Source organism: Achromobacter sp. UMC46, assembly GCF_014170335.1.
Classification (GTDB): domain Bacteria; phylum Pseudomonadota; class Gammaproteobacteria; order Burkholderiales; family Burkholderiaceae_B; genus Achromobacter.
On record NZ_LZZS01000003.1, the window covers coordinates 440,174 to 460,458 of the forward strand.

General features: G+C 65.6%; 19 protein-coding genes. 11 read left to right on the top strand and 8 right to left on the bottom strand.

Going from position 1 to position 20,285, the window contains the following annotated elements:
* Window positions 1-60 precede the first annotated feature (60 nt).
* The 5 genes from A9973_RS02490 to A9973_RS02510 are packed head-to-tail and all read left to right on the top strand — an operon-like array spanning window position 61 to window position 4,617.
* Complete coding sequence (locus A9973_RS02490) at window positions 61-615, top strand: carboxymuconolactone decarboxylase family protein (RefSeq protein ID WP_183012179.1); 555 nt, start codon at window positions 61-63, stop codon at window positions 613-615.
* Window positions 612-1,745, top strand: a complete 1,134-nt coding sequence (locus A9973_RS02495; RefSeq protein WP_370539426.1) for an acyl-CoA dehydrogenase — start codon at window positions 612-614, stop codon at window positions 1,743-1,745. Before A9973_RS02490 ends, A9973_RS02495 begins: the two co-directional genes overlap by 4 nt.
* Window positions 1,742-2,539, top strand: a complete 798-nt coding sequence (locus tag A9973_RS02500) for an ABC transporter ATP-binding protein (RefSeq protein ID WP_183012180.1) — start codon at window positions 1,742-1,744, stop codon at window positions 2,537-2,539. Before A9973_RS02495 ends, A9973_RS02500 begins: the two co-directional genes overlap by 4 nt.
* A gap of 30 nt (window positions 2,540-2,569) precedes the next feature.
* Window positions 2,570-3,760 (top strand): ABC transporter substrate-binding protein, encoded by a 1,191-nt coding sequence (locus A9973_RS02505; RefSeq protein WP_183012181.1) that lies wholly within the window; start codon window positions 2,570-2,572, stop codon window positions 3,758-3,760.
* Window positions 3,757-4,617: an ABC transporter permease gene (locus tag A9973_RS02510; RefSeq protein WP_370539427.1), complete on the top strand. Its 861-nt coding sequence runs from the start codon at window positions 3,757-3,759 to the stop codon at window positions 4,615-4,617. Before A9973_RS02505 ends, A9973_RS02510 begins: the two co-directional genes overlap by 4 nt.
* 13 nt (window positions 4,618-4,630) lie before the next feature.
* Here A9973_RS02510 and A9973_RS02515 read toward each other — a convergent pair whose 3' ends face one another.
* On the bottom strand, window positions 4,631-5,200 hold the full coding sequence (locus A9973_RS02515) for a surface-adhesin E family protein (protein ID WP_183012182.1): 570 nt from the start codon (window positions 5,198-5,200) through the stop codon (window positions 4,631-4,633).
* A gap of 147 nt (window positions 5,201-5,347) precedes the next feature.
* Here A9973_RS02515 and A9973_RS02520 point away from each other — a divergent pair, with 147 nt between their 5' ends.
* Window positions 5,348-6,664 (top strand): hypothetical protein, encoded by a 1,317-nt coding sequence (locus A9973_RS02520; RefSeq protein ID WP_183012183.1) that lies wholly within the window; start codon window positions 5,348-5,350, stop codon window positions 6,662-6,664.
* A gap of 68 nt (window positions 6,665-6,732) precedes the next feature.
* Here A9973_RS02520 and A9973_RS02525 read toward each other — a convergent pair whose 3' ends face one another.
* Window positions 6,733-7,152, bottom strand: coding sequence for a universal stress protein (locus tag A9973_RS02525; protein ID WP_183012184.1), 420 nt, complete (start codon window positions 7,150-7,152; stop codon window positions 6,733-6,735).
* The gene (locus A9973_RS02530; protein ID WP_183012185.1) at window positions 7,149-8,156 is read right to left on the bottom strand and encodes a TerC family protein; all 1,008 of its coding nucleotides are present in this window, start codon (window positions 8,154-8,156) and stop codon (window positions 7,149-7,151) included. The genes A9973_RS02525 and A9973_RS02530 overlap by 4 nt, the downstream gene beginning before the upstream one ends.
* Window positions 8,157-8,258: 102 nt before the next feature.
* Here A9973_RS02530 and nhaR point away from each other — a divergent pair, with 102 nt between their 5' ends.
* Window positions 8,259-9,209 carry a transcriptional activator NhaR gene (nhaR, locus tag A9973_RS02535; protein WP_183012186.1) on the top strand — a complete coding sequence of 317 codons (951 nt, stop codon included), beginning with the start codon at window positions 8,259-8,261 and terminating at the stop codon, window positions 9,207-9,209.
* Here the strand turns inward: nhaR and A9973_RS02540 are convergent.
* Window positions 9,182-9,871, bottom strand: coding sequence for a GntR family transcriptional regulator (locus tag A9973_RS02540; protein ID WP_183012187.1), 690 nt, complete (start codon window positions 9,869-9,871; stop codon window positions 9,182-9,184). The genes nhaR and A9973_RS02540 overlap by 28 nt on opposite strands.
* Window positions 9,872-9,996: 125 nt before the next feature.
* On the opposite strand from A9973_RS02540, the gene araD reads away from it, so the two are divergent.
* The 3 genes from araD (at window position 9,997) to A9973_RS02555 (ending at window position 13,562) form a co-directional block, all read left to right on the top strand.
* Entirely contained in the window at window positions 9,997-11,727 is a 1,731-nt protein-coding gene (araD, locus tag A9973_RS02545; RefSeq protein WP_183012188.1) for an L-arabinonate dehydratase, read from the top strand.
* A 75-nt stretch (window positions 11,728-11,802) separates the two neighbouring features.
* On the top strand, window positions 11,803-12,513 hold the full coding sequence (locus A9973_RS02550; protein WP_183012291.1) for a ribonuclease activity regulator RraA: 711 nt from the start codon (window positions 11,803-11,805) through the stop codon (window positions 12,511-12,513).
* Window positions 12,514-12,572: 59 nt separating this feature from the next.
* Window positions 12,573-13,562 (top strand): tripartite tricarboxylate transporter substrate binding protein, encoded by a 990-nt coding sequence (locus A9973_RS02555; protein WP_183012189.1) that lies wholly within the window; start codon window positions 12,573-12,575, stop codon window positions 13,560-13,562.
* Window positions 13,563-13,586: 24 nt separating this feature from the next.
* Here A9973_RS02555 and A9973_RS02560 read toward each other — a convergent pair whose 3' ends face one another.
* Both A9973_RS02560 and A9973_RS02565 read right to left on the bottom strand, forming a co-directional pair.
* Complete coding sequence (locus tag A9973_RS02560; protein ID WP_183012190.1) at window positions 13,587-14,543, bottom strand: tripartite tricarboxylate transporter substrate binding protein; 957 nt, start codon at window positions 14,541-14,543, stop codon at window positions 13,587-13,589.
* A gap of 23 nt (window positions 14,544-14,566) precedes the next feature.
* The gene (locus tag A9973_RS02565) at window positions 14,567-15,469 is read right to left on the bottom strand and encodes a dihydrodipicolinate synthase family protein (RefSeq protein ID WP_183012191.1); all 903 of its coding nucleotides are present in this window, start codon (window positions 15,467-15,469) and stop codon (window positions 14,567-14,569) included.
* Window positions 15,470-15,750: 281 nt separating this feature from the next.
* Here A9973_RS02565 and A9973_RS02570 point away from each other — a divergent pair, with 281 nt between their 5' ends.
* Window positions 15,751-16,476: a GntR family transcriptional regulator gene (locus tag A9973_RS02570; RefSeq protein WP_183012192.1), complete on the top strand. Its 726-nt coding sequence runs from the start codon at window positions 15,751-15,753 to the stop codon at window positions 16,474-16,476.
* 54 nt (window positions 16,477-16,530) lie between these two features.
* Here A9973_RS02570 and A9973_RS02575 read toward each other — a convergent pair whose 3' ends face one another.
* Window positions 16,531-19,335 (bottom strand): autotransporter domain-containing protein, encoded by a 2,805-nt coding sequence (locus tag A9973_RS02575; RefSeq protein WP_183012193.1) that lies wholly within the window; start codon window positions 19,333-19,335, stop codon window positions 16,531-16,533.
* A gap of 538 nt (window positions 19,336-19,873) precedes the next feature.
* Window positions 19,874-20,272 carry an aldehyde dehydrogenase family protein gene (locus A9973_RS02580; RefSeq protein WP_183012194.1) on the bottom strand — a complete coding sequence of 133 codons (399 nt, stop codon included), beginning with the start codon at window positions 20,270-20,272 and terminating at the stop codon, window positions 19,874-19,876.
* Window positions 20,273-20,285 lie beyond the last annotated feature (13 nt).

Here is a 20,285-nt window from a genome sequence, read left to right on the forward strand (position 1 = left end):
TGTCGCTTGCCGCCGGGCACCCGCACAATAAGCTTTTCCACGATACCCCAGGAGACCTTCATGGCCCGTTTGCCCGTCCACACCGCGCAAAGCGCTCCCGAACCCACGCGCGACGCGCTGGCCGCCGCGGAAAAGGCGTCGGGATACCTGTCCAATCTGCTGGGGGTGCTGGCCAACGCGCCCGTCGCGCTGGAAGCGTATCAGACGCTGTCGCAGATCAATGCCCGTGCGGGCCTGACCTTGCAGGAACGCGAGGTGGTCCAATTGGTGGCCGGCACGCGCCACGGCTGCACGTTCTGCGTGGCCGGCCATACGGCGCTGGCCCGCAACAAGGCAAGGCTGTCGCCCGAAGTCGTGGACGCGCTGCGCGCCCAGGGCGTGGTGCCCGATGAACGCCTGCAGGCCTTGGCCGCCTTTACGGAAGCCGTCATCCAGACGCGCGGCCGTGTCAGCGACGAGGCCTATCAGGCGCTGCGCGACGCCGGCTACACGGACGGCAATGCGCTGGAAGTCATCGTGGGCGTGGGGCTGGCCACCATCTGCAACTTCGGCAACAACCTGGCCCAGACGCCGCTGAACGAACAATTGCGCGACTACGCGTGGAGCGGCGCGTGACGGCGGGGCAAGCGCTCAGCGCAGTGCCCGCCGCGGGCTGGGCCTTGCCCCAGAACCTGGCGGCATGGCTGGACCAGCACGCCGACGCGTTGGACGACGGTAGTCTCTCCGCCGCCGCCGTGCTGCCCCGGCTGGCCGATGCCGGCCTGTTCCGGATCGGCGTGCCGGTGGCCGAAGGCGGCTTGCCCGGCACCGATATCGGCGACGCCATCGAAGCGGTATCCCAGGTGGCCGAGCGCTCTGTCGCCAGCGCCTTCGTGGCCTGGAGCCAGCGCGTATTCATCGAATACCTGTTGCGCAGCCCGAACACCGCGTTGGCAGACGCCTGGATGGCGCGGCTGCTGGCGGGCGAACAAGCTGGCGCCACCGCGCTGTCCAACGCCATGAAGTTCCTGTCCGGCATCGAATCCCTGCAGATCGGCGCCCAGGACGACGGCGGCCAATGGGTGCTGGACGGGCGCATGCCCTGGGTGACCAATTTGCGGCCGCAGGGCTTTCTGGTGGCGGCCGCCGTCACCGCGCCGGATGGCACGCCCGCCGTGGTGGCGCTGCCGAACGGCATCGCGGGCCTGGTCCGCAGCCCGGACCTGTCCCTGCTGGCCCTGCAATCCAGCAACACCGCGGCGCTGACGGTGCAGGGCGTGCGCATCGGGCCGGAGTGGTTGATCCATCCCGATGCCCGGCAGTATCTGCCGCGCGCGCGTCCGGCGTTTGCCGGCCTGCAATGCGGTTTGTCCATCGGGCTGGCCCGCCGGGCATTGCAAGCCGCAACGCAAACGGGCCAAGGCCAGGCGTCGCGCGGCATCCTGGGTGAACCGTTGCAAGCGCTGGGTGAGCAGGTGGATGCGCTGGCCGCCAGCCTGATCGCCGGCGTGCGCAGCGAACGCTTCGTGGCCGAGCCTTGGGCCTTGTTCGAGATCCGCATCGCCCTGGCTGAAGCGGCCAACCAGGCGGTGCAGCTGGAATTGCAGGCCAGCGGCGGCGCCGCCTATTTGAAACCGGCGGGGGCCGGCTTCGCGCGGCGCTGGCGCGAAGCCGCGTTCCTGCCGATCGTCACGCCCAGTCTGGTCCAGTTGAAGACCGAGTTGGCCAAACGCCAGGCCAGACTGGCCGCCGAGGCCGCCGCATGACGGCCGGCGCGCCGACGGTATTGCAGGCGCGTGGCCTGGCGCTGCGCTACCCCGGCGCAGCCGGCCCCGTTTTCCACGAGGTGGACCTGGACCTGGCGCGCGGCGAAGTCGTGGCGGTGCTGGGTGCCAGCGGGGCAGGCAAGTCCAGCCTGCTGCGCGTGCTGGCCGGCTTGCAGCCCGCGACCGCCGGGTCGCTATTGATGGAAGGCGCGCCGTTGACCGGCGTGCATCCCCGCGTGGCCGTCGCATTCCAGGATCCCAGCCTCTTGCCTTGGCTGTCCTTGGAACGCAATGTCGCGTTCGGGCTGGACTTCAAGCATCAACCCGCGCTGACGGACAGCCAGCGCCGGAGCCGGATCGATCAAGCCATCGACGAAGTCGGCCTGTCGCATGCCCGGCATCTGCGGCCGTCGCAATTGTCGGGCGGCATGGCGCAACGCACTGCGCTGGCGCGCTGCCTGGCGCGCCAACCCTCGGTGCTGCTGCTGGACGAACCCTTCGGCGCGCTGGACGAAGTGACGCGCAGCGAGATGCAGGGGCTGCTGCGCAAGGTGGTGGCCGACTTCCAGACCGCGGCCGTCCTGATCACGCACGATATCGACGAAGCGCTGGTGCTGGCCGACCGGATCGTGCTGCTGGGCGGCTCGCCCGGCCGCATCCTGGGCGGTTGGACGGTCGGTCTGCCGCATCCGCGCGCCGACCTGCTGCCTGAAATGGGCGCGCTGCGCCTGGAAATCCTGACCCGTCTGCGCACCGCGCTGCGGGCCGTGCGCGGCGATGCCGCAATGGTTTGAACGGACGTTCGTCCACCAAGGAGCTCATTGATGTGCCTGGAACACATGTCGCGTCGCGACTGGTTGAAACTCTCGGCCCTGCTGACGGCAGGCGGTGCCAGCACCTTGTTGTCGGCGTTCAGCGCCCGCGCGCAAAGCGAGCCCGACGCACCGGTGCGCATCGGCTACCTGCCCATCACCGACGCCGCACCGCTGCTGGTGGCGCATAACAATGGCCTGTTCGACAAAGCCGGCGTCAAGGCAGAAAAGCCCACGCTGCTGCGCAGTTGGGCGCAGGTGATCGAGGCCTTCATTTCGGGCCAGGTGAATGTGGTGCACCTGTTGTCGCCGATGACGGTATGGGCGCGCTTCGGCAGCAAGGTGCCGGCCAAGGTGGTGGCCTGGAACCACGTGGGCGGATCGGGCCTGACGGTGGTGCCCGCCATCAACAGCGTCAAGGAATTGGGCGGCAAGACGGTCGCCATCCCGTTCTGGTATTCCATCCACAACGTCATGCTGCAGCATCTGCTGCGCGAGAACGGTTTGACGCCGGTGGCGCGCAAGGACGGCTCGGTCGGCGCGAACGAGGTCAACCTGATCGTCATGGCGCCGGCGGACATGCCGCCGGCCCTGGCGCAGAACCGCATCGCGGGCTACATCGTGGCCGAACCCTTTAACGCGGTCGCTGAAACCCTGGGCGTGGGCAAGGTGCTGCGCTTTACCGGCGATATCTGGCGCAACCACGCGTGCTGCGTGGTCTTCATGCACGAGCGCGACCTGGAACAGCGCCCGGAATGGTCGCAGAAGGTGGTTGACGCCATCGTGCAGGCCCAGTTGTGGATACGCGACCACCGTTCAGAGACCGCCCAGCTGCTGTCCAAGGAAGGCATCAACCGCTATACGCCGCACGGCCTGCCTGCGTTGACCAAGGTGCTGGCGCCGCCGGCGTCCGACCGCGAAGCGTACCTGGGCAGCGGCGCCATCCGCCACGCCGATTGGGACGAGCGCCGCATCGATTTCCAGCCTTATCCGTTTCCCAGTTACACCGAGGAGCTGGTGCGCCGCCTGCGCGACACGCTGATCGAAGCCGACCGGGGCTTCCTGGCCGACCTGGACCCGGCGCGCGCCGCCCGCGAACTGGTCGACGACCGCTACGTCAAACGTGCCATCGAATCGGTCGGCGGCCTGAACCGCTTCGGGTTCCCGGACGCCTATACGCGGACTGAAATGGTGCAGGCGTGACGGTACGCGAGTCGTTTGCCGATGCCGCAACGGGCGGTTCGGCGGCGGCGCAGGCCACATCGGCGGCATCTTCCGCGGAACCGGTCAGCCGCCCCGCCACGGCCGGCCCGGGCCTGGGCGGGCGCTGCCTGCTGGGGCTGGGCGGCTTGGCGGCCTTGCTGGCGTTGTGGTGGCTGGGCACCGATGTCCTGTCGCCCGCAGGCGGCATGGCACGGCGCTTTTCCCCAGGCGCCACTTTCGCCAGCCTGGCGGAACTGCTGACCGCGTCGGATCTGCCTATGCACATCCTGGTCAGCCTGCGGCGCATTGCCGTGGGACTGGGCTTCGCCTTGTTGATCGGCGTGCCGCTCGGCTTGGCGATCGGCAGCTGGCGGCGGCTTGAGGCCGCCGTATCGCCCGCCATGCAGTTCCTGCGCATGATTTCGCCGCTGTCGTGGATGCCGATCGCCGTGATGGTGTTCGGCGTCGGCGACGACCCGGTGTATTTCCTGCTGACCTTCGCCGCCGTCTGGCCCATCGTGCTGAATACGGCGGCGGGCGTGCAACAGCTGGATCCACGGTGGCTGCAACTGGCCCAGAGCGTCGCGGCCACCCGTTGGGAGACGCTGCGCAGCGTGATCCTGCCCGGCGTGCTGGGTCACATCCTGACCGGGGTGCGGCTGGCGATCGGCATCCTGTGGATCGTGCTGGTCCCCTGCGAAATGCTGGGCGTGTCGGCGGGAATGGGATATTTCATCCTGGACACGCGTGACCGGCTGGCCTATTCCGAACTGATGGCCATGGTGCTGATGATCGGCGTCCTGGGCTTCCTGCTGGACGCGGGCGCGCGGGCGCTGTACCGGTATTGGCGCGGGTAGGGCCGGCCCTGGCCTACTTGCGCACGGTCTTGCCCGGGGCGGGGCACACCATGGCGCGCAGCTTGCGCTGGACCGGGTCGCGCGCCACGGGCGCGTTGTGGATGCCCGCTACCGGAATCGACTCCACCAGTGCACCCGTCGCGTTATTGCCGGCGTAATGCCGGGTCTCGTTGACGGTGTAGGTGTTGGCGCCGCAGTTCAGCAATACGGGCTGAGAGACCGATCCGTAAGGCTGGCCATTCGTCTCCGACACGCGGGGCTGTGCATAGAACCACGCGACTGTCACCGCCATCACCACGGGCTTTTCGGATACCGGCGCAATCGACGACGTGTCGTAGAACACGCCGGGCATGGCCTGCGGATCCAGCGGCGTCCACGTGGGGCCGTCGCCAAACACGATGAGCGTTGCGTCAAGGTTGCGGGGCACGATATTCACGGCGCAGGCGTCCGGCGGAATCGGATCCCCTTCACGCACGGTCACCGCCTGGCAAACGTCCGGGGGCGCGGCCAAGGCCTGTTGCGTCCAACCGGCGGTCCCCAGCAGAGCCAGGGCCAGGGCGAAGCTTGCGTGCCTTGCGATCATGTCGGGTTTCCGTGTGCAGCCGGGTGCGGCGTGAGAGTATGTCACGTCAGTATAGAGAACGTCGCGCAACACGCTATAGTTTCGTCCATTCCCCCAAAAGCCGCCCGCCGGAAGGCGGACTCCCATGCATCAGGATGCTCTGCAGCCATGAACCTTAGACTGCTTGCCAGCGGTGCCGCGATCGTGGTCGCGGGGGTCATCGCCTATGGCATCTATCAACTGATGCCGATGGGTAAGCCGCTGGTCCGCAGCGAGGTGATCGGCGAGCTCAACGGTCCGCCATTCGCGTCGTCGTCGCGCGTGTCGCTGCAACGGTTCGGTGAACGCCAATTGCTGATCGGGCAGCGCCTGGTCACGGCCAAAGACCTGCCCGGCCTGGAAAAGGCGCCGCTGCTTGATGCGCAGGTGCCCGCGCTGAACGCGCGCCCGCAGAATCCATGGCAGTTGGCCGACACCCGCAACCTGATCTATGGCGGGCAGGGCACGGGCGTATTCGAACTGCTGGGCTCGATCAGCGGCGACACCGGTGTCAGCCTGATCGGCTCGCCCCAAGGCCGCACGCTGTACCTGATCACCGGAACGCCGCGCAGCCCGGGCCCTGCAAGCGAAGGCGATCCGCCCGCCGCCTGGGAAACACTGCGCTCGGATGACCTGGGCAAGACCTGGGCCTACGACCCGGCCGCCGTCCTGGGGGCGCCATTGCAGTACACGGTGTTCCTGACCCAAGACCGCGTCATCGCTTTGGAACGGCACGACGCCGGCCAGCGCCTGTTGGTCAGCGAAGACGGCGCGCGCCATTGGTCGGCCACCTTGCTGAACGAGCAGGTCTGGCCCGACGCGCAAGCCTTCGACCGCGCCTTTCAGGAAAAGGCCGGCAAGGACGGCAGCCAATTGGCCTATGACTGGTCGCTGTACCCCCTGGACGACAAGCGGGCAGTGGGCTGGAGCTGGCGCACGCGGATCAGCCTGAACGCCGCGGAAAAGAATGAGGTGCTGGAAACCCGGCGCTTCGAAGTGGCCTTCCAGAACGGCGCGTCCCCCGCCTTCCGCATCACCCCGAACGTGCCGCCCGTCCCGGCGCCCGCACCCGATGCGCGCTATACCCGCGACGAGCCCGTCTTCGAGACATCGGGCAGTGCCGTCTATGAACTGGACAAAGGCGACCGCACCTGGCGCCAGCGTTCGGTGTCGCCCACTGTGCAAGGCAAACCCAGCTGGATCGGCGACGCCTGGTTCAGCCGCAACGCCTGGGTGATCAAGACCTACGCGGACCATCTGTTTTCATTCAACGAATACACCAAAACCTATTTCACGACGCGCGACCAGGGCAAGACGTGGAGACCGTTCCAAATCCCCCAGGACGTGGAGACTGGGTTGCTGGGCATGGACGCGTCGGGTGAAGCCTTGCTGTCGCTGGCGGAGCGTGACGGGAAGACGGTGATTCGCAGGTATCCATTGGATTGAGGCTCGGCCGGGGTGTGCCATCTATTCAGAGGTCGTCCCTCTAAAAAATCGTCACCAACCAATCCCCCTCAAACCACCAGCACCGGACATGGCGCGTGCGCCAGGATCCTTCCACTGACCGACCCCATCAGCGCATTGACGAGCGGGCTGCGGTGATGCGATCCCAGCACGATGCAGGCGGCGTTGACGCTTTCCGCGTACGTGACGATCTTTCCGGGCGTGAATCCCGTCAGCTCGTGGCATTCGTAGTTGACGTTTCCGCGGCGAAGTATGTCCACCACCGAGCGCATCGCCTTGCCGCTTTCTTCGTGGTGCCAGGCGTCGATCTCGGCCTTGCCGATGAACGACTGGACGTCCCCCGACACGTCGGGTTCGCAATGGACCACATGCACGACGAAGTCGCGGTTCAGCAATGGGCTTGCGACCAGGTAGCGGGCCGCTTCATCGCTGTAGGTCGATCCGTCGGTGGCGAGAATGATCGTGTTCATGGCAACTCCTCGGTGTGTGCCTTCTTCACGTTGCGGCGGTTGGCCGGGGCCTTCCGCCTGGGCAGCAGCAAGCTGGCGCCGATGGATGCGGCCAACACCAGGCCGACCACGCCAAGCGACCAGTGCACCGGCACATGGACCCACTGCGCCGCCAGCATCTTGCCGCCGATGACGATCAGCACGATCGCCAGCCCATACTTCAGGTAATGGAAACGGTCCACCATGTCCGCCAACAGGAAGTAGAGCGCCCGCAGGCCCATGATGGCGAAAATGTTCGAGGTGAAGACAATGAACGGGTCCCGCGTCACGGCGAAGATTGCCGGGATGCTGTCGACGGCAAAGACGACATCGGTCGCTTCGATCATCAGCAGGACGACGAACATGGGGGTGGCGTAGCGCAACCCGTCGACGCGGACAAAAAAGGACTGCCCGTGGTAGTCGGGGGTGATGCGCATTCTTGCCCGCATGAAGCGGACCAGCGGGTTCTGGGCGATATCGGGCTGGCGTCCGGCCGTGGCCAGCATCCTGGCGCCGCTCAAGATCAGGAAGACGCCAAGCACGTAGAACAGCCATACGAACTGCGACAGCAGCCAGACGCCCGCAAGAATCATCCCGATGCGCATCACAATGGCGCCCAGCACGCCGTACAGCAACACCCGCCGCTGCAATTCCGCGGGCACCGCGAAGTACGTGAAGATCAGCGAAAAGACGAACATATTGTCCGCGGACAGGGACAGTTCGATCAGGTATCCGGTGAAGTACTCCAGCGCCTTTTGATTGGCCACGGCCCGGCCGGCGCTGGCGTCGAGAAACCACCACATCGACAAGCCGAAAAGCGTCGCCAGCGTGGCCCACGCAAGCACCCAGGCCAGCGCCTCCCGCGACGACACCCGGTGCGCGCGACGGCCGCCCAGCGCATACAAGTCAATCGCCAGCACAGCCAGCACGAAGCCGATGAATCCCATCCACATCGGCGTTGTGGCGAACGTCTCGACCTGACCCATTTGGCGCCTCCTGCAAAGTACGAGGCCAGTCTAGATCACGCCAATTCGTCGGACAATTCGCATATCATGAAGTGATAGTCAGATTTTTTGGATTGATCGGCCATGGTCACTCTCAACTACAAGCATCTGCGCTATTTCTGGATGGTCGCCAAGGCGGGCAGCATTGCCCGCGCGGCGCAGCAATTGCAGCGCACGCCGCAGTCGATCAGCGGCCAGTTGCAGGAACTGGAATCTTCGCTGGATTCCGCCTTGTTCCGGCGGGTGGGGCGCGGCCTTGAACTGACGGATATCGGCCGCCGCGCGTTGCAGTACGCGGACCGCATCTTCACGCTTGGCGACGAGCTGCTGGACGATCTGCGTGACCGGCCCGCGCGGCCCGCCGTGGAATTCAGGCTGGGGATCGCCGAAGGGGTGCCCAAATCGCTGGTGTACCGGATGATCGAACCGGTACTGCGACTGGAAGAGCGCGTGCGGCTGATTTGCCGCGAAGGCCGGCTGGCCTTCCTGCTGGCGGACCTGGCGGTGCACCGGTACGACATGGTGATCGCCGACCGCCCTATGCCCAGCCATTTGAATGTGCGCGGCTTCAGCCATCTGCTGGGCGAAAGCAGCCTGACGTTTTTCGGGGCGCCGGCGTTGCTTGAACAATTGCCGGGCCGCTTTCCGAAGATGCTGGATCAGGCCCCGTTCCTGCTGCCGGGCGAAGACGCGGCGATCCGGGCGCGCTTGGTGCAGTGGTTCGACGACCACGATATCCGGCCCCGCATCGTCGGCGAATTCGACGACAGCGCGTTGTTGAATTCATTCGGCCAGACCGGGGCGGGCCTGTTTGTGGCGCCGACGGCGACCACTGCCTATCTGGTCAAGCAATACCGGGTGCGCGCCATCGGCAGCACGGCTGCCGTCAAAGAGCAGCTGTATGCGCTGACCACCGAGCGGCAACTGCAGCATCCCGCCATCATCGCGCTGAACAAGGCCGCCCAGGAGGACATCTTCGGGCAGGGCGCCAAGCCGAGCCGCCGGCGTCATTCCGCCAGCACGTACTCCGGATAACGCTTGCAGATCTCGGCGACCTGGCTGAGCGTGCCTGACAGGTGTTCGCGCAGCACCTGCTGCGCGCGTTCGGGCGCTTGCGCCACGATGGCATCCAACAGGCGCTGATGGTCGTCCATGATGCGTTCGGCCTTGCCGGCTTCCGGCAGGTGCAGCCGGCGCAGGCGGTCCAGGTGGCCGCTGTAGCGTTGCTCCAGTTCCCACAGGCTGGTCACGCCCGCCGCCGCATGCATGTCACGGTGGAAGGCCTGGTCGGCGTCGATGAAATGCTGATATTCGCCGTTGGCATGGCTGACGCGTTGCAGGTCGATGCTGGCTTGCAGGCGCTTGTGCAGCATCGGGTCGGGCCGTTGCGCCAGCAGGTGCACGATTTCCAGCTCCAGCGATTGGCGCAGGAAGTGGGCCTGCCGGGCGGCGGGGATGTCGATGCGGCTGACGACGGTGGTGTGCTGCGGGTAGATCTCGACCAGCGCTTCTTCGGCCAGGCGCATCAGGGCGTCGCGGATGGGTGTCTGGCTCAGTCCATAGGTTTCCGCCAGCGTGACGCGCGACAACGCCGCGCCGGGCGCGAGTTCCAGCGACACGATCTGTTCGCGTAGATGTTCGAAGACCTGGGGCGCTGCGTGGCGCGACCGGTCCAGTCTGAGCTTTTGGCTTTGCATCCGAATGCGTGTCGGGAGTACGGTGGTCGAAGTCCGCAGTGTAGCGGGTTTCCACCTAGCTGACGCACTAATGTATTAGTGTTTAAATGATCCCATCCCCACCACGCTTTTCCCCCTCATCTCCTATGAAACGTTCCTACGAAAGTCTGCGCAGCGCCGCCTGGATGGCCAAGGATGACCTGCGTTCGTTCGGCCACCGTTCCCGCATGATGCAAATGGGCTATGGCCCTGACGATTGGGTCGGCCGGCCCATCATCGCCATCATCAACACGTGGTCGGACCTGAATCCCTGTCACAGCCATTTCAAGCAGCGCGTCGAAGACGTGAAGCGCGGCGTGTTCCAGGCGGGCGGTTTCCCGGTGGAGCTGCCGGCGATTTCGGTATCGGAATCGTTCGTCAAGCCGACGACCATGCTGTACCGCAACTTCCTGGCGATGGAAACCGAAGAGCTGCTGCGCAGCCATCCGGTCGACGGCGCCGTGTTGATGGGTGGTTGCGACAAGACGACGCCGGGCCTGATCATGGGCGCCATCAGCGCCGGGCTGCCATGCGTGTACGTGCCGGCGGGCCCGATGCTGCGCGGCAACTGGAAGGGGAAGATCCTGGGGTCGGGCTCGGACGCCTGGAAGCTGTGGGACGAGCGCCGCGCGGGCAAGATCACGCAAGAACAATGGACCGAAGTGGAGGGCGGCATCGCCCGCAGCTACGGCACCTGCATGACGATGGGCACGGCCAGCACCATGACTGCCATCGCCGAGGCCATCGGCATGACGCTGCCTGGCGCGTCCTCGATCCCGGCGGCGGACGTCAACCACATGCGCATGTCCGCCGAGTGCGGCCGCCGCGCGGTGGAGATGGTCTGGGAAGACCTGACGCCCCAGCGCATCCTGAGCCTGGCGTCTTTCAAGAATGCCATCAACGTCGCCATGGCGATGGGCTGTTCCACCAACGCCATCGTGCACCTGGTCGCGATGTCGCGCCGCGCCGGCCACGCGGTGGGCCTGGACGACTTCGACGCGGCCAGCCGCAAGGTCCCGGTCATCGCCAACATCCGGCCCAGCGGCGATACGTATCTGATGGAAGACTTCTATTACGCGGGCGGCCTGCCCGCGCTGATGTCGCGCTTGCAAGACCACCTGGATCCCACGGCCATGACCGTCACGGGCAAGTCGCTGGGCGAGAACATCGCGGGCGCCGAGGTCTATAACGACGACGTGATTCGCAAGCTGGACACCGCCATCTACGACGAAGGCGCGCTGGCCGTGCTGCGCGGCAATATCGCGCCGGACGGCTGCGTGATCAAGCCCAGCGCCTGCGCGCCGCAATTCCTTCAGCACACCGGCCCGGCGCTGGTGTTCGACGACTATCCCAGCATGAAGGCCGCGGTCGATGACGAGGACCTGGACGTCACGCCCGAACACATCATGATCCTGCGCAACGCCGGCCCGCAGGGCGGCCCCGGCATGCCGGAGTGGGGCATGCTGCCCATCCCGACCAAGCTGGTGAAGCAGGGCGTGCGCGACATGCTGCGTCTGTCGGATGCCCGCATGAGCGGCACCAGCTACGGCGCCTGCATTCTGCACGTGGCACCCGAGGCCTATATCGGCGGTCCATTGGCGCTGGTCAAGACGGGCGACACGATCACGGTGGACGTGCCCGCCCGCAGCATCCACTTGAACATCAGCGACGAGGAGCTGTCCGCGCGCCGCGCCGCCTGGACCCCGCCGCCCAAGCGCTACGAGCGCGGCTACGGCTGGATGTACTCCAAGCACATCCTGCAAGCCAACGACGGCTGCGACTTCGACTTCCTGGAAACCGGCTTCGGCGCACCCGTGCCGGAACCCGAGATCTTCTAAGCGCGCAGGCGGGCGCGGCCCGCCTGGCGCTTCCCCATTCATCGTCTATCGACCCCCGGAGTCATCGTGTCCCAAATGAATCCCGAAACCCGCGCCCGCCTGGCCGGCATCAGCACGGCCACGCTGTGCACGGCCTTGTTCAAACGCGGCCTGCGCAACCAGTTCATCCAGGACGTGCGCCCGCTGAACGCCAATCTGCCCAACATGGTCGGCCCGGCGTTCACGCTGCGCTATATCCCCGCCCGTGAAGACCTGAACACCATCAAGGTGTTTGAAGACCGCTCGCACCCGCAGCGCGTCGCGGTCGAGACCTGCCCGGAAGGCGCGGTGCTGGTGATGGACAGCCGCAAGGACGCGCGCGCGGCCTCCGCGGGCTCTATCCTGGTCACGCGCCTGATGAAGCGCGGCGTGGCGGGCGTCGTCACCGATGGCGGTTTCCGCGATTCGCCCGAAATCGCCGAGCTGGGCTTTGCCGCCTATCACCAGCGACCGTCGGCCCCGACCAACCTGACGCTGCACCAGGCGCTGGACATCAACGCGCCCATCGGCTGCGGCGACGTGGCGGTGTGGCCGGGCGACATCGTCGTGGGCGACCGCGAGGGCGTCGTGGTGATTCCGGCGCATCTGGCCGACGAGATCTCGGTCGAAGCCGTGGAGATGACCGCCTTCGAAGACTTCGTGACCGGCCAGGTGCAGCAGGGCGCGTCCATCCTGGGCCTGTATCCGCCCACCGACCCCGGCACCAAAGACAAATTCGCCGCCTGGCGCAAAGAACAGGGCCGTTGAGCCTTGCCGCCGGCCGCCCGGCCGGCGACCCATACCTATAAATCAAGGCAGGAGACAATATGAAACCGCAACGACGCATCGCGTTGGGCGCGCTGCTGGCCGGCGCCGCCATTGGCGTTATGGCCATGCCGGCCAGCGCCGCCGACTGGCCCGCCCAGAAGCCGATTTCTTACGTGGTGCCGTTCACCGTCGGTGGTTCGACCGACGTGGTGGGCCGCGTGCTGGCCCAGAAGCTGGGTGACCGCCTGCACCAGAACGTCATCGTCGAGAACAAGCCGGGCGCTGCCGGCGGCATCGGCGCGACCTATGTGGCCAAGGCGCCGCCCGACGGCTATACGCTGTTCGGCGGCACCATCAGCACGCATGCCATCAACGCCAGCCTGTACAAGAACCTGAAGTACGACCCGGTGAAGGACTTTGAACCGGTGTCGCTGATCGCCTACCTGCCCAACGTGCTGCTGGTGGATCCCAACCTGGGTGTGAATTCGGTGGCCGACCTGATCGCGTTGCTCAAGCGCGATCCGAACAAGCGCACGTTCGCGTCGTCCGGCGCGGGCACGTCAACGCACCTGGCCGGCGAACTGTTCTCAAGCATGATCGGCGTGCCGTTGACGCACGTGCCGTACAAGGGCACGCCGCCCGCGATGGTGGACGTGTCGTCGGGCGCGGTGACTTTCATGTTCGATCAGATGACGGCGGCCTTGCCGCTGTTGCAGACCGGCAAGCTGAAGCTGTTGGCCGTCACCACCAAGGACCGCATTTCGCTGGCGCCCGATGTGCCGACCATGCAGGAAGCCGGCGTGCCGGGGTTCCAGATGGCGTCGTGGCAGGCGGTCTATGCGCCCAAGGGCACGCCCAAGCCGATCCTGGACAAGCTGGCACAGGAGATCGCGGTCATCCTGAAAGAGCCCGATGTGCAGGAAAAGCTCGGCAAGACCATGGGCATGGAGCTGGTGGGCAGCACGCCCGACGAACTGCGCGCGCTGATGGCCACCGAAATCCCCCGTTGGGCCGAAGTCGTGAAGCGGTCCGGCGCAACGGTGGAATAAGACGTTTGGCGTCCCGGGCTGGGCCTACGGTTTCAGGTTCAGCTTGGGCACCAGGGTGTTGAAGGCCTGTTCCTGGCGGGCCACGTCAGCCGCGAACTGCGGCTGATCGGCATAGGACGGCGTCAGGTTCTGCTTGCGCATTAGGCTCTGGAATTCCTTGGATTGCGCTACCTGGCTGGCGGCGGCGCGCCATTTCGCCACCGCATCGGCGGGGGCGGACTTGGGCAGGCCGATGCCGCGCCACACGCTGAATTGCAGGTCGGCGCCGCGTTCCTTCATGGTGGGCACCGCCGGCAGGTTTTCCAGTCGTTTCGGCGCCATCACGGCAAGCGTGCGCAGCTTGCCGGTGTCGACGTGCTGCTGCAGTTCGGCATAGGCGACTGTCGTGGCTTGCACGTCGCCCGCCAGCAGGCCCATGATGGCTGGCGCCGATCCCTGATAGGGCACATGCACGAACTTCACGCCGGTCTGTTCGCCCAGCGCGGCGGCGGCCATGTGCGGCACGGTGCCGATGCCGGCGTTGGACACCGCCACCCGCTCCGGATTCTTCCTGGCGTATTCCAGGAACTCTTCCACCGTCTTCCAGGGCGCATCGGCGCGCACCGTCACCGAGGACGGATCGTCGGTGAAGCGCGCGATCGGCAGGAAGTCGGCGACGGTGGTCTTGCCGATGCCCATCAACGGAACCACCAGCATTTCCGGCGTCATCAGGACGAGCCTGTAGCCGTCCGGCTGCGCGTTGGCCACATACGACCACCCGATGGAGCCGCTTGCGCCGGGCTTGTTGATCACGACGGTGGGCTGCGCAAGCAGCGGGGGACGCACGGCCTCAGCGATGGCGCGGGCAGTGTTGTCGCTGCCGCCGCCAGGCTGGTAGGCGACGACAAGTTCCATGGAGCGGACGGGATAGTCCGCGGCATGCGCGGCGGACTGGGCAATCAGGGCGCTGGCAAGCAGCGCGGGCAGGCGGATGAGTCGCATGGTGGCGGTTCCGAAATCAGTGATCAGTAGCCCAGGGCGGACAGGTCCGCGAGCGTCTGTTTGGTGATGGCGATGGTGCGTTCGCGTTCCGCGCCCGCAAGGTCCAGGCGCGGCGGCTTCACGGTTTCGGCGCTGCCGGTGATCAGGTGTTCGGCCAGCTTGATGTGCTGCACCAGCTTGACCACGGTGTCCAGGTGGAACAACGGTGTCAGCGCGGCGTACAGCTTGCGGGCACGCACGAAATCGCCCTCGGCGGCCAGCCGGAGCAAGTCGACCGAAGCCTTGGGAACGGCGTTGGCCATGCCCGAGACCCAGGCGGTCACGCCCAGAGCGGCGCTTTCCAGCACCAGGTCGTCCACGCCGCACACCACCGCGAGTCGGTCGCCGAAGCGGGTGATCAGATCGGTGACGCGGGTCGTGTCGTAGGACTCCTCCTTGATAGCCACGATGGTCGGTTCTTCCAGCAATTCAGCCACCACGTCCGGCGTCAGGTCGACGCCGTAGCCGCGGGGGTTGTTGTAAAGCAGGATGGGCAGGGGGCTGGCCTGCGCCACTGTGCGGTAGAACGCCACCGTTTCGCGGTTGTCCGACTTGTAGGTCAGGCCGGGAAACACCATCAGCCCGTTCACGCCGATCGTCGCCGCTTCCTGCGCGAACGCCGCGGCACGGGCGGTGCCGGTCTCGGCCACGCCGGAGATCACCGGCACGCGGCCGCGCACGGTTTCCACGGCCGTGCGCAACACGGTCAGTTTCTCGTCGGGCGATAGTTGGGCGTTTTCACCCACCATGCCCATCATCACGACGCCGCCCACACCGTTGGCGATCAGGCGCTCCAGGCCCTGCCGCAGGGCGTTCAGATCCAGCGAGAAGTCGGGGTTCAGTTTGGTGGTGACGGCGGGGAAAACGCCTTGCCATTGAATGCTCATGCTGCAACTCCTGATGCGTGGCCGCCCGGCGGTTTTCAGGCGGATATTGGTTATTGGATATTGGATCCAAAAATAAAGAGTCAAAAAAACGAGGCGGTTTGCCTCGAATCGCCACGTCCTCGGACGGGCGTTAACAACTGGATCATGGATCCAATATACTCGCATTAAACGGGCTGTGGATACCGGCTGTCTCTCGGGGTTTTCCTGGGCACAACGGGCCCGCCGCCCGCATTCCCATGCCGCCTGGCGTTTGCCTGGCGGCCCAACCAGGCAGGTTTCACGTGTCTCAGAATTCGCCGCTTTCCGCTTCCCCGACCCGTCCCCAAACCGGATCCGCCGGCCGGCTGGTCCGCAAAACCGCCGTCGACCTGGTGGTGGACGAGCTGCGCGACCGCATCCTGTCCGGCGTGATCCCGCCGGGGTCCGCGTTGCGCCAGGAGTTGTTCGCGGAAGAACTGGGCGTAAGTCGTCTGCCCGTGCGCGAGGCCATTCGCCAATTGAGCGCCGAAGGGCTGATCGACATGATCCCGCACCGGGGCGCGTACGTGTCGATGCTGTCGCGCACGGAAGTGCAGGAATTCTTCGATATCCGCATGCGGCTGGAGCCGTGGCTGTTTCGCCTTGCCGTGCAGCAGCATGACGACGGCGACCTGGACCGCGCCGACGACGTGGTGGCGCAGATGGACACGGCGGCGCCCGAGCAGTGGGGGCGGCTGAATTGGCAGCTTCACGAATTGCTGTACCGGTCCGCGCAACGGCCGGCGGCGCTGGGCATGGTCCGCGCCTTGCACGAAAAATCCGAACGCTATTTCCGCTTCCAGATCGTCAATGCGCCGATCCGCCAGCAGGCCCATGACGAGCACAAGGAATTGATCGCGCTTAGCCGCCAAGGCCGGGCCGAGAAGGCCGAGGCCGCGTTGGAACGGCACATCGCACAGGCCGCCGAGCAGATCCTGGCTATCGTCGATCATCTCCTTGATGCGGCGATGCCGTTGCAACCGGGCTAGGCAGCCGCCAGGCGAAGCGGACGTGGAATGGCCGCACCCACTTCGCCTGCGTCCCTAGAATCGGATCGACAAATTGGCCTGCAATCGCTGGTCGGTGTTGCTGGAACCGAACTGTCCGCCGTAGGCCAGTCCCAGGGTCGCAGTCGGGGAAAGCGCCAAGTCCGCGCCGATCTCGACCACGGCGGCATCCTCGGCGATGGGCGCGCCGGAGACGCTGAAGGCGCTGCCCCCGGAAAAGGCCACGGTCGATGTGGGCGTCGTGTCGCCGAAAGCGTGCCGCCATCCGATCAGGCCGCGAACGGTGCCGCTCATCTTGCCGACTTCGATATCCAACGACGGCCTGATGCCGAGCGTGGAAAACCAGGTGTTGGAGCTGTCGGAACGACTGCTCAGCGCGGCATCACCACCACGCTCATCGAACCCGTCTGTGCGGAGGTTCACGAAGGCCAGCGCGGCAATCGGCTCAATACGAAGAACGCCTCGGGACAGCCCGTATCCCACTTCTCCGAAGACTTGGCTTGCACCCGCGTCGTAATCGGCTCGCAGGTTGTTGCTCAGGTTGCCTATACGTACCGAGCGGCGCGTATCCACGTCATGCCACGAGTAAGCCGCGCCCACGCGCAGCGCCAGGCGATCCCACTGTCGTCCGCCATAGACGCCGAAGTGGTAGCTGTCGGCGCCGCCCTTGGAGTCAAGCTGATCCACGTTGAAGCTGGTATGGGTGTAGCCGGCAAAGGCGCCTGCCCGCCAATCGCCCGCAAGAGGCATGTCGGCACCGATCAGGAAACCGGCGGTGTCCTGTTTGATCTGGGAAATGCCTTGTCCGCCGCCGGCGCGGCCCCAGCCACCCAGCGCCTGTGCCCACGCGCGGGGTGTAGCGTCGCTGGCGCAGGCGCGCGCCAGTGCGCTGCCGCGGCCTTCACGCCCGTCGTTCAGGCATGACGTGTCCCGCAGGCGGTCATTGACCGAATTGCGGACCAGCAAGGTGCCCGAGACCAGCATGCCCTTGGACGACGCCAATGCTTCGCCGGACAGCGCGTCCAACATGTCGCGCGCTTGCGCGTCGGAATCCGCGTTCAGCACCGTGTCGCCTGCCGCGCCGGCAAGGCCGCCGGCGGTGCTGCCCTGGTTGGGTGTTTCCGCAGCCTGGTCGACGCTACGAACCTGCACCAAACTGAGATAGACATGGTTGCTGTCGTAGCTGTCTTGCAGGGCAAGAAACGCCGAGACGGGCACCGACTGGCCATAGGTCCCGCCGACCCCGCCCGTCGCGCTGAGCACGGTGTACTTCGTGCCCAGGCGGTAGCTTGCCGCCGAGACGGGTTTGAGGTCATAGCGCGCGCCGGGTTGCAGCGTGGCCGCGCCGTTCACCGCGATCAGATCCGATGCCGAGGAGCTCGGGTCGAGTTCGATCTGATACACCGAACCTGCCGCCTGCGTGAAATTGCCATTGACCGTCAGGGTGCCAATGGATGATCCGGGAGCCACCACGCCGCCGCGCTCCACCTGCGTCGTTCCGACCGTGCCCCCGCCGGCCAGCGTGCCGCCTTGCCGGACCGTCACGGCGGAGTTTCCGATCGACCCGTTCACGGCCAGGACGCCGCCCTGGATCGTGGTGGGTCCCGTAAAGCCGATGCTGGTGCCTGAAAGCCCTTGCGTGCCGGCATTCAGCGTCAGCCCGCCGCTTCCTTGCAGCGTGCCCCCGAAGGTATCGTTCGCCGCGGTCAACGTTAGCGTCTGGGTGCCGAGGGCGACGTCGCCCGCGCCCGCCAGGGTGCCGATGGTTGCTCCGGCCGCCGTCGCTGAAATGTCAAAGATGCCATCGCCGACCACTACCCGGTTCGACACTGCCAGGCGGCCTGCGCCCGTCAATGACAGCCGGCCGGATTCGATGCGGGTGTCTCCGCTGTAGCGGTTGTCGCCCGAGAGCGACAGGGCGCCCGCGCCGAGCTTGGTCAACGAACCCGTTCCGGCGACCCCCGTGCCTACCGTCACGGTGTTGCCTGCGTCCGCGACGTCGAGCGTCCCTCCGCGCTCATCCAGCGTGATTGCGCGCGCCGTTGCGGTGAATGTGGTGCCGCTGATCTGCAGCACGCCGCCATTGAATTCGAGCGTTCCGGCCGCATTGCCCAGGTTGGCGTCGCTGGACACCCGCAAAGTTCCGCCGTTGATGTACGTTCCGCCCGTGTAGGTATTGGCGCCGCTCAGCGTGGTGCTGCCAGCGCCCGAGATAATCAGGCCGCCGCTGCCGATGATTGCCTGTTCCAGAACGAAGGCATTGCCGGCGTTGACCGCGTTCAGCGTCAGCACCGAGGTATTGAGGTTCAGATTGCGGGTATTGCCGTTGGTCAATTGCCGAACGCTGCCGCTCTCGCTCTCGATGCGCCATTCCTGGTCATTGCCCAGCGCGATTCTGGAACTGAGATCGATCTGTTGATTCACCCGGCTTTCCACGCCGACACCGTCAACGCCATTGATCGTCATGACGGCATTCAGCGTCGGACTCGCAGTGTTGGGGATGAAACCCGTGCCGGTATACGGCGCTAAAAAGACGAGGGAGCCTATCTGGCGGGCTGGGCCCCACAACATGGATTGCCCGCTTCCAGCCATCGCGTAGATTGCCCGATCAGTTCCACCCGGAACCGGGCTGCCGTTCGTGTCGAATCCGCTGCTGGGGGTTTGGCCCCACGTTATATTGCCTGTTTGAATGAAATACCGGTCCGCCGCCAGCGCCGCTGGCGCGGTCAAAACCCAAGAGGCCGTGCCAAGGATGGCGGCGAACGAAAAGAAGTAACTGCCCCCACTTCGCCGCGCCCCTGCCCGCTTCACCGTGTGCTGTTCCTGTTCGGCAAATCGCACGCTTTTAAATGCTGAGAACACTGTTCGATTCCTTCCTGGATGAATATCGCTAGCAATCGTTACGATCAAAACCTAATGAGGTTGTTTTTGACTCGATGATCCAAAAGGAGCCAGATTTCCCCAAGCATTTGTTCAACCGGCAGGCTGGCGCCGGGGTTTGCCGGTTCATGTTCCCGGCCTGCAGGGCGATCACGGGCCGGCCCGGACTCTCGCGACCCGCCGCCACGTCGGGCTGTTCCCCCCCGGGCGAATCGTGGTAGCAGATCCACTTCGATAGGTGCTCGGTGCGTCTTCCGCAGACGCTGAAGAGCTCGATCGACGCTGATGCGAGGGCAATGGATTGACCGAGCACGTCTCTACCACCGAGCTTGGCGTTCCGCATGCTGAGCGGCGACGGCGGCATCGAATCGTCATGAGTACGCGGTAGATTTCAATTGCGCGCGGTGCGAGCTCGCGCTCCTATATATTGGTTTTTTATTGTCCAGTACAAAATATGGCGTGCTAATTCACTCCGACAGGTAGATCACTGCTTGCCTCTTCAGCGCGGGCGCGGCGGACGTTTCGAATGGGCGGACTCGATAGCCGCGTAGTTGAAGCGTCCCTGACGAACGACAGTCGCAAACTGGCGAAACTGGAGGACAGCCTTGCTGGCCTCCAGTTTTCGCTGCTCGACAGGTAAACCCGATTCAAGCGAAATACGTTGCGCGAGTTCCGATGCGATCGCGTCGATCCCGTCGGCGAAACGTTCGAGAAGCGCGGCGCGTTTCTCGCGCAAGGTGTTGTCGCAGCTGTTGAATACGTTGTCTGTGAGTTGAGCGACGCACGCGACTTCGGCGGCGCCTCCCAATGCGAAGAGCGATTCTTTTTCGGCGTTTGTCGCCAGGCCGGCGATGGCAGGCGCTTGAGCGTCGACGAGAAAATTACCATTGCGCGGCATCTTGATTTCGTCG